Genomic DNA, 8,963 nt, shown 5'->3' with positions numbered 1-8,963 from the left:
AGATGGGTTTTGCTAAGCGAACTTAGACAGAATATAAACACTTAATGAAGTGTGGACTCAAACAAAGCAAATCAGCTTTCCGAATTATTATTAACGTGGTCCAGAGATGGACACGGTAATAAACAGAATTTGCTTGGTGACAATAGCCTTGTGGAACCACCTGATCCCATCCCGAACTCAGAAGTGAAACGCAAACGCGCCGATGGTAGTGTGGGGTCTCCCCATGTGAGAGTAGGTCATCGCCAAGCATCCAAATAAACACCAAAGCCCTAGCCTAAACCGCTAGGGCTTTGGTGTTTATACGCTTCGCGATAACTTAGCTCGATGTCAACCCGCCGCTGAGCGGACTCCCCAGCTGCGCAATACATTGCTTCGCGCGACACATCATCAAAATGCTGCGCATTTTAGGCAATGATGACTCGCCCCCATGTATCCCCTTCGGGGATGAAAGAAAGTAGGTCATCGCCAAGCGCCTAATTATCTCATTGAGATGCAACGAAGCCAGCTGAATAAGCTGGCTTTTTTGCGTCCGCAATTTGTTAAATCCAGCCTTGTTTCTATTCAATTAGTCAGTTTTCCTCCTTTTTCTCTCGATAATCCCTTTTTACCTTCCACGACACCAATAATAAGTAATAGTTGTCGATTATTTGTTCGATTATTTTGTCAATGCTCCGATTTTGCTACAGCGATCTTAGTTCTCGATCGAGCCTAGCTATTGCTATTAGTTAAGCGGTTACTTACCTTATGTTTTAATTTATTGGGGTAGATAAGGATCTGAGATGAAGTTAGAGATGATTTGCACTGGGGAAGAGGTGTTGGCGGGACAGATTGTTGATACCAACGCCGCTTGGTTTGCCAGTACTATGATGGAGCATGGTGTCGAGATCCAGCGTCGAGTGACCGTCGGCGATCGCCTCGAGGATCTGATTGCGGTTTTCCAAGAACGTAGCCTACATGCCGATGTGATTCTCGTTAATGGTGGTCTCGGGCCGACGAGTGATGATATGTCTGCTTTAGCGATGGCTAAGGCAAAGGGCGAACCATTGGTTGAGAATGCGGAGTGGCGTGAGCGTTTAGAGGAGTGGTTTACCCGTAATAACCGTGAAATGCCTTTAAGTAATCTCAAGCAAGCTATGCTGCCAGCCTCAGCTGTGATGGTTGATAACCCAGTGGGAACCGCTTGTGGTTTTAGAGTTAAGCTTAACCGCGCTTGGTTATTCTTTACGCCTGGTGTGCCTTTTGAGCTGAAGCACATGGTTACAGAGCAGTTTGTGCCCTTTATTCGCGAAGAGTTTAACCTTGATGCTAAGGTCGCCTTAAAGAAACTATTGACCATAGGTCAAGGTGAGTCCGCTTTGGCAGATAAGTTAGAACCGCTAGAGCTGCCAGAAGGCATTACTATTGGTTACCGCTCTTCTATGCCGCATATTGAGATTAAGATTTTCGCCCGTGGCGATAAAGCGATTGCAGTATTACCTCGCGTCGCTGGGCACATCAAAATGGTGCTGGGTACTGCGGTTGTCGCGGAAGATAAAGCCACTCTTGCCGAAGAAATTCATTATAAGCTACTTAACTCAGGCTTGACCTTAAGCGTTGCCGAGTCTTGCACTGGCGGCATGATCACTAGCCAGTTAGTTGATTTCCCAGGCAGTTCATCTTACTTACAGCACGGATTAGTGACTTACAGTAATGAATCTAAAGTGCGTGTGTTAGGTGTTAATCCTTCAACCTTAGATGATCATGGTGCAGTCTCCATTGCAACTGTGGAAGAAATGGCTAAGGGGGCAAGGCAAATTTTAGACAGTGATTATGCGCTGGCAACCAGTGGAATTGCGGGGCCCGATGGTGGCACAGATGAGAAACCTGTGGGGACTGTGGCGATCGCTTTAGCAACTCGCGGCGGTGTTTATAGTCAAATGATTAAACTACCGAGACGTTCACGGGATCTGGTACGCAGTTTAAGTGCTGCAGTGGCTTACGATATGCTAAGACGTGAGCTTTTAGCTGAAGCTGTGATCGTCGATTATCAGTCGATTGGGCGATTCAGTAAGTAACTCTTATACGGGCATATACCAGTTTAAACCCGCCAACAAAAATGCTCCCGAGGGAGCATTTTAACTTCTACAGAGATACAAAAATGGCAGATTATTTAGTGAACTTAAGTACTAATTTACCTGGGGCAACTTGAATGCTTTCGGTCATTTTTGCCATCAGTGCTTGGTTACTGTCCTTGGTATCCAGCACATACACAGGCTGGTTTTCTAAGAATTGCCTTAGATAACCCATCACCTGCGGCGTGGCACTGCTAATCGCTTTTTCAATATCCTTGGGCGTTGATTCCACTTTGACTAATTCGAGTTGGCGCAGATAGACACTGTGCGTTGCGCTGTCATACCAAGGCTTGGCTTCGAAAGTCGTCGTGAGTTTGGCACTCAATGGAAAGATCGGATTCTTAATTGATACTTGAGTTGCGGCACTTACGCTCATAGTGTCAGGTTTTGCACCTAGCTTGACACTGATGTCGTTAATGCGTACTTCTGCGCCAACTAATTGATTGCCTTGTTTAATCTCAAAATGGATCTCTTTACTGAGGTACTGCTCCATTTCGTGCTCGCTGATACTGTACTGCGAGACGCAGCCGCCAAGCAGTACAGTTACTCCCAAGCAAATCGTGCGGGAAAGTTTTTTCATTAACCAGTGTTTCTCATACCCGCGGCCACACCTGCAATAGTCAGCATTAGCGCTAATTGCACATGTTCAGATGCAGGAGTTTCGGTTGTTTCCTTACGTGTCCGCGCTAATAGCTCGGTTTGTAAGAAGTTTAATGGATCGATATACGGATTTCGCAGTTTAACTGATTCGCGATTCCACGGTGTATGCGCCATTAAACTATCCGATTTTGTCAGCTCAAGCACGACTTTAATGCCCAGATCTAAGCGTTGGCGCAAGGTTTCGCCTAAGTGATGCAATTCCTTAGGTACTAAACAGGTTTCGTAGTAGCGGGCCAAATTAGGTTCCGCCTTGGCGTAGACCATTTCCAGCATTGAAATGCGAGTGCTGAAGAAGGGCCATTCCCGCTCCATGTCTTGCAGTAAACCCATTTCACCGCGTTCACTGGCGGCTTGTAGTGCTTCACCTGCGCCGAGCCATGCAGGTAACATCAAGCGGTTTTGCGACCAAGCAAAAATCCACGGAATGGCCCGCAGGCTTTCAATTCCACCATCGACACGACGTTTGGCTGGACGGCTGCCGAGTGGTAGTTTTCCTAATTCCACTTCTGGCGTTGCCGCGCGGAAATAAGCCACAAAATCAGGTTCATCACGCACTATGCCACGGTAAGCACCCACTGATTCTTCAGCGATACGTTGCATGCAATTGCGCCATTCTTGCTTCGGCTCTGGCGGTGGTAATAGGGTTGCTTCCAATACGGCAGAGGTATACAGGGCCAAGCTTTGAACCGCGAGTTTTGGCAAGCCAAACTTGAAGCGGATCATTTCGCCCTGCTCAGTCACACGAATGCGGCCATCTACTGAACCTGGTGGTTGCGATAGGATCGCCTTGTGTGCAGGACCACCCCCGCGACCAATGCTGCCACCACGGCCATGGAATAGCGTAAGCTTGACGCCTGCTTGTTTACAGACCGCCACTAACTGCTCTTGGGCGTAATACTGAGCCCAAGCCGCCGCCATGACACCAGCATCTTTGGCAGAGTCAGAGTAACCAATCATGACCTCTTGCATGCCTTTGGTATAGCCACGATACCAGTCGATATCGAGCAAATCGGTAATACAGGCCGCGGCGTTGTTTAAGTCACTTAAGGTTTCAAACAGCGGTACCACACGCATTGGGTGCGAACAGCCCGTTTCTTTGAGTAGCAGTAAAACCGTTAAGACATCCGATGGTTTACCCGCCATCGAAATCACATAGGATCCGAGTGCTTTAGCCGGATGTTTAGCAATCAAACGACAGGTATTAAGCACTTCGGCCACATCGGCCGAGGGTTGCCAGTTACTTGGGATCAGTGGACGACGGTTGCTGAGTTCGCGTAATAAGAAGGCTTGCTTCTCGGTTTCATCCCAATGGTTGAAATCACCCATGCCGAGATAGCGAGTTAACTCGGCGAGCACATCGCTGTGACGGCTGGCGTCTTGGCGAATGTCGAGCCTGAGCATATGAATGCCAAAGCAGGCGAGACGGCGGAGAATGTCGAGCAATAAACCGTTGGCAATTAAGCGCATACCGCAGTCGGTCAAACTCTTATAGAGCATTTCTAACGGTGCTTTGAGATCGCTTTCTTGCCAAATCAGGCTCGACTTATCGACTTCAGGATTGTGGCCTTCGATGCGCGCATTTAAATAATCTATGGTGTCACGCAGTCTTTGACGAATAGATCGCAGCACGTGGCGGTAAGGTTCGCAGCTGTTATTGGTATAAGCCTTTAACTCATCATTGGCTTCTTCCATCGACAGTTCGCCGACCAGCAGCACGATATCTTTTAAGAATAATCTGGCGGCGGCATGGCGGTTGCGATCGAGCACCTCTTGGGTGACCTTCGCGGTAACAAAGGGGTTGCCGTCGCGATCGCCGCCCATCCAGCTTGAAAAGCGCACTGGCGCTATATCAATCGGTAATTGCTGCCCTGTGCGTTGCTGCACCCGATCGTTAAGTTGTCTTAAGAAGTCAGGCACCGCATGCCAGAGTGACTCTTCAATGGTGGATAATCCCCAGCGAGCCTCATCTACTGGAGTTGGGCGCTCGCGGCGGATCTCATTGGTGTGCCATATTTGCGCGATTAATTGGCGCAGGCGCAGGTTGATCTGTTGACGTTCTCTATCCGACAGTTGGTCGTTTTCTTGCTCTGTTAAGCAGTCGACAATGGCGGCGTATTTTTGGATCAGAGTGCGACGGGAAATTTCAGTGGGGTGCGCTGTTAGCACCAGATCAATATCCAGTGTTTTTAGACAGTCGAGCATTTTAGCTTGGTCGACACGACCATTGAGCATGCGTCCTAGGAGTTGTTCCACTGGGTCTGGCACGCAGACAAGTTCGTCACAATTACGACTGATAGTATGAAATTGCTCGGATAAGTTAGCTAAGTTAAGAAATTGGTTAAAAGCTTTTGCAAAAGGGACTAATTCTTCGTCTGGCAAAGCTGTCAGTAACTCGAGCATTTGCTCTCTGGCGGCTTGGTCGCCTCGGCGTGAGTCTTTGGCAAGCTTACGGATCTGTTCAACCTTCTCAAGAAAAGAGTCCCCAAGATGGGTACGCATAGTATCGCCAAGGATTTGGCCTAACATACTCACGTTCGATCTTAATGACGCATACATATCTGTCATATTGTCTGCCATGGTTACTGACATAGTTACTCCGAATAGAAAAACATGAAAATTCGCTTTGTATATACCCAAACAACCTGAAGATGCAGGATTCAGCGGGAGTTTAACGCACTTTAGGCAAGGCAGTTATTTGCAGGCCTAGCGGGCTAAGTTAAAAATAACCAACGCAGCATAAAGTGCGTTAAAACCCGCCGGGACGGAGCACCTAGGGCACTCCACTTCCGTGTTGCATCAATTTAAAAGGTGGCCGACATTCTTTCATTGATGCGCCTTGAATTGAAGCACCCTAGGCGCTCTGAAACTCGTATCTTCAGGTAGCTTGGGTATATAGCCCGTTAGCACAATACCTATCACTTGGGGCTATGGTCAACAGCAGAACTTATAACTTATACGACTGGCTTATCCGATATGCAACCAATCACGGTATTTGATGAAGAATATTCAATAGAAATGCGAAGTCACGCAATATTTTTTGATGATTAGTGCAAGTGAATATGAAGTGCATCATTTTATGCTTTGCAGACATGTATCTTAGCTGTTAATGAAAAGGACTGATTTTGACTCATGTTGACCCTGGATAACTGTGTTATTAACGAGTTAGCTGAATGGGAACTGTGTCTTCGATATCCTAATTTGAGCTTAAAAGATGAAAATAAATTAAAAATATATATTCACATATATTGCATAAGTAGATCTTTGTGGTAGTCTAGCCATCAGTTGAGATGAGTCACCCCCTGTGACCTGTAGAGTGAATATCATGATGCACAGTATTAGCCTGACAGTGAATAAAATAACAACCTATTACGATTTCCTGCGACGATAGTCTCGTCATCATAGATATGCGCGGTTGCGTGTAAGCTATTCATCTACTCTTTAAGTTTCTTTGATTCGGTTAATAAGACAAAAAACATGAAAAATATCGCCATTATTGGTGCCAGTGGTTACACAGGCGCGCAACTGACCGCTTTAATCCATGCAGAAGCAGAACTGACGATTCAAGGGTTGTATGTTTCTGAAAACAGTTTAGATAAAGGTAAGCCTTTAGCGGATTTGTATCCTAGCTATAGCCATATCGCATTAACGCTGTCGCCATTGTCCGATGAAGCTAAGGCAAAAATCGTTGCCGAAGCCGATGCCGTGGTGTTAGCGACTGAGCACTCGGTGAGCCTGCATTTAGCGGCTTGGTTTTATAGCCAAGGGTTAGCGGTATTCGATTTAAGCGGTGCTTATCGTTTTAGCGATGTGGCGCAATATCCGAAGTGGTATGGCTTTGAGCATGAATATCCTGAAGTTTTAGCCAAAGCCGTGTATGGCCTTGCCGAATGGAATGCTAAAGAAATCGCTGCGACTAAGATGATTGCCGTGCCAGGTTGTTACCCGACCGCATCATTGACAGCGTTAAAACCGCTAGCGAGTTTACTGACATCGGCTTATCCGGTTATCAATGCCGTGAGCGGCGTAACAGGGGCGGGCCGTAAAGCGCAGTTACACACCAGTTTTTGTGAAGTGAGCCTGACACCTTACGGCGTATTAGGCCACAGACATCAACCCGAGATCGCCACTCAGCTTGGCCAAGAAGTGATATTTACCCCGCACCTTGGCAACTTTAAGCGTGGCATTTTAGCGACCATTACCGTGCAGCTAAAACCAGGCACTACGACTGCCGATGTGGCAGCGGCCTATAGCGTGTATGACAAGGCGCCATTGGTCACCGTGAAGCACAATCAGTTCCCGAAAGTAGACGATGTGGTGCTGACACCTAACTGTCACTTAGGTTGGAAGTTTGATGAGAATAGCGGTTACTTAGTGGTAGCCAGTGCCATCGATAACTTGATGAAAGGTGCTGCCAGCCAAGCGCTGCAATGCATAAAGATTCATTTTAACCTTTAATAATTGTTCATCCTTATTTAAGAGAGTCGTCAAGATGTCTACAAACAACTCAGTATTAGTGCTTAAAGTGGGCGGCGCGCTGCTGCAATGTGAAATGGGGATGGCGCGATTGATGGATACGGCTGCGGCTATGTTAGCCAATGGTCAGAAAGTGTTGATGGTACATGGCGGCGGTTGTCTGGTGGATGAGCAGTTAGCGGCTAATGGTATGGAGACCGTCAAGTTAGAAGGTTTACGTGTGACTCCGCCTGAGCAAATGCCGATTATTGCCGGCGCATTGGCGGGCACTTCGAACAAAATCCTTCAAGGCGCAGCGACTAAGGCTGGCATTGTGAGTGTGGGCATGAGCCTTGCCGATGGTAATACTGTTTCGGCTAAGATTAAAGATGAGCGTTTAGGCCTAGTGGGCGAAGTCACGCCAAACGATGGCACTTATCTTAAGTTTATCCTCGCCCAAGGTTGGATGCCGATTTGTAGCTCCATCGCCATGATGGACGATGGCCAAATGCTTAACGTCAATGCAGACCAAGCGGCAACGGCATTAGCCAAATTAGTGGGCGGCAAGTTAGTGCTACTGTCGGATGTTTCTGGGGTGCTCGATGGTAAAGGCCAGCTCATCCATAGTTTAAATGGCAAGCAGATAGCAGACCTTGTTAAGCAAGGTGTGATCGAAAAGGGAATGAAGGTCAAAGTTGAAGCTGCGCTCGAAGTAGCACAGTGGATGGGGCAGGCGGTACAAGTTGCCTCGTGGCGTGATGCAAGCCAATTAATCGCATTAGCAAAAGGTGAAGCCGTAGGAACACAAATCCAACCATAAGTGGAGTAGGTTATGAAGCATTTACTATCGATAAAAGACTTAACCCAGCAGCAGTTACAGGATCTAATTGCCTTGGCAAAAACGATCAAAGCCAATCCGGCTGAGTATCGTCATGCGCTGGATGGCAAGAGTGTGGTGATGTTATTTGAAAAGCCCTCACTCAGAACACGCGTTAGCTTTGATATCGGTATTAATAAGCTCGGTGGCCACTGTTTATACCTAGACCAGCAAAATGGTGAACTGGGAAAACGGGAATCGGTTGCTGACTTTGCTTCTAACCTGTCATGTTGGGCCGACGCAATTGTGGCGAGAACCTATTCACACACCACTATCGAACAATTAGCCGAGTTCGGCTCAGTGCCCGTGATCAATGCGCTGTCGGATCTTTATCATCCTTGCCAAGCCTTAGCTGACTTTTTAACACTGGCAGAGCAGTTTGAGGATGTCAGTAAAGCTAAATTAGCTTATGTTGGTGATGGTAATAATGTCACTAACTCGCTGATGTACTGTGCGGCTATTCTCGGTGCCACCATGACAGTGATCTGCCCAGCGGGTCACTTTCCTGATGGCTACGTAGTGGCAGAAGTGCAAGAGCTCGCCAAACGATATGGCGGCAAGTTAGTGCTGACTTCAGATATCGATGCGATTGAAGGTCACGACGCTATTTATACTGATACTTGGATTTCAATGGGCGATCCAACGCCTTTATCGGATATCAAAGCGAAGTTTGCACCATACCAAGTAAACAAAGCTTTGATGGCGAAAGCGGGCGCTAACTTCTTTATGCATTGTTTGCCCGCCCACCGTGGTGTAGAAGTAACAGATGAAGTGATGGACGGTGCAGGATCCTTAATTCTGCAACAAGCCGAAAATCGGATGCATGCCCAAAATGCGGTACTGGTAACCTTATTTAGTTAAAT

Annotated in this window: 6 protein-coding genes and 1 rRNA gene; 5 read left to right on the top strand and 2 right to left on the bottom strand. The window is 47.3% G+C overall.

The features are described 5' to 3' along the window. Window positions 1–132: 132 nt before the first annotated feature. Window positions 133–248, top strand: a 5S ribosomal RNA gene (gene rrf / locus L5L91_RS21510). Between the two features lie 531 nt (window positions 249–779). Then, window positions 780–2,054 carry a CinA family nicotinamide mononucleotide deamidase-related protein gene (locus tag L5L91_RS21505; protein WP_263237698.1) on the top strand — a complete coding sequence of 425 codons (1,275 nt, stop codon included), beginning with the start codon at window positions 780–782 and terminating at the stop codon, window positions 2,052–2,054. A 91-nt stretch (window positions 2,055–2,145) separates the two neighbouring features. Here the strand turns inward: L5L91_RS21505 and L5L91_RS21500 are convergent, their stop codons facing one another. Beyond that, a complete protein-coding gene (locus L5L91_RS21500) occupies window positions 2,146–2,691 on the bottom strand; it encodes a DUF1439 domain-containing protein (RefSeq protein ID WP_263237697.1) in 546 nt (181 codons plus the stop codon). After that, on the bottom strand, window positions 2,691–5,360 hold the full coding sequence (ppc, locus tag L5L91_RS21495) for a phosphoenolpyruvate carboxylase (protein ID WP_219251825.1): 2,670 nt from the start codon (window positions 5,358–5,360) through the stop codon (window positions 2,691–2,693). The genes L5L91_RS21500 and ppc overlap by 1 nt, the downstream gene beginning before the upstream one ends. Before the next feature lie 885 nt (window positions 5,361–6,245). Here ppc and argC point away from each other — a divergent pair. From argC to L5L91_RS21480, 3 genes are read left to right on the top strand one after another with little or no spacing between them, the layout of a single operon-like run. Then, complete coding sequence (gene argC / locus L5L91_RS21490) at window positions 6,246–7,226, top strand: N-acetyl-gamma-glutamyl-phosphate reductase (RefSeq protein WP_105250545.1); 981 nt, start codon at window positions 6,246–6,248, stop codon at window positions 7,224–7,226. A gap of 34 nt (window positions 7,227–7,260) precedes the next feature. Then, window positions 7,261–8,043: an acetylglutamate kinase gene (argB, locus tag L5L91_RS21485; protein WP_263237695.1), complete on the top strand. Its 783-nt coding sequence runs from the start codon at window positions 7,261–7,263 to the stop codon at window positions 8,041–8,043. 12 nt (window positions 8,044–8,055) lie between these two features. Continuing rightward, on the top strand, window positions 8,056–8,961 hold the full coding sequence (locus tag L5L91_RS21480) for an ornithine carbamoyltransferase (RefSeq protein WP_263237693.1): 906 nt from the start codon (window positions 8,056–8,058) through the stop codon (window positions 8,959–8,961). The last annotated feature ends 2 nt before the right edge of the window (window positions 8,962–8,963 follow it).

Origin of the sequence: Shewanella sp. SM55 (assembly GCF_025654025.1) — a bacterium.
Lineage (GTDB): Bacteria > Pseudomonadota > Gammaproteobacteria > Enterobacterales > Shewanellaceae > Shewanella > Shewanella oncorhynchi.
The sequence above is the reverse complement of the archived record's forward strand: the minus strand, read 5'-3'. Positions and strand labels throughout refer to the sequence as shown.

Bases quoted from the DNA above. Each gene is read 5' to 3' on its own strand.
- ppc (WP_219251825.1), bottom strand. From the start codon at position 5,360: ATGTCAGTAACCATGGCAGACAATATGACAGATATGTATGCGTCATTA.
- L5L91_RS21480 (WP_263237693.1), top strand. From the start codon at position 8,056: ATGAAGCATTTACTATCGATAAAAGACTTAACCCAGCAGCAGTTACAG.
- argB (WP_263237695.1), top strand. From the start codon at position 7,261: ATGTCTACAAACAACTCAGTATTAGTGCTTAAAGTGGGCGGCGCGCTG.
- L5L91_RS21505 (WP_263237698.1), top strand. From the start codon at position 780: ATGAAGTTAGAGATGATTTGCACTGGGGAAGAGGTGTTGGCGGGACAG.
- L5L91_RS21500 (WP_263237697.1), bottom strand. From the start codon at position 2,691: ATGAAAAAACTTTCCCGCACGATTTGCTTGGGAGTAACTGTACTGCTT.
- argC (WP_105250545.1), top strand. From the start codon at position 6,246: ATGAAAAATATCGCCATTATTGGTGCCAGTGGTTACACAGGCGCGCAA.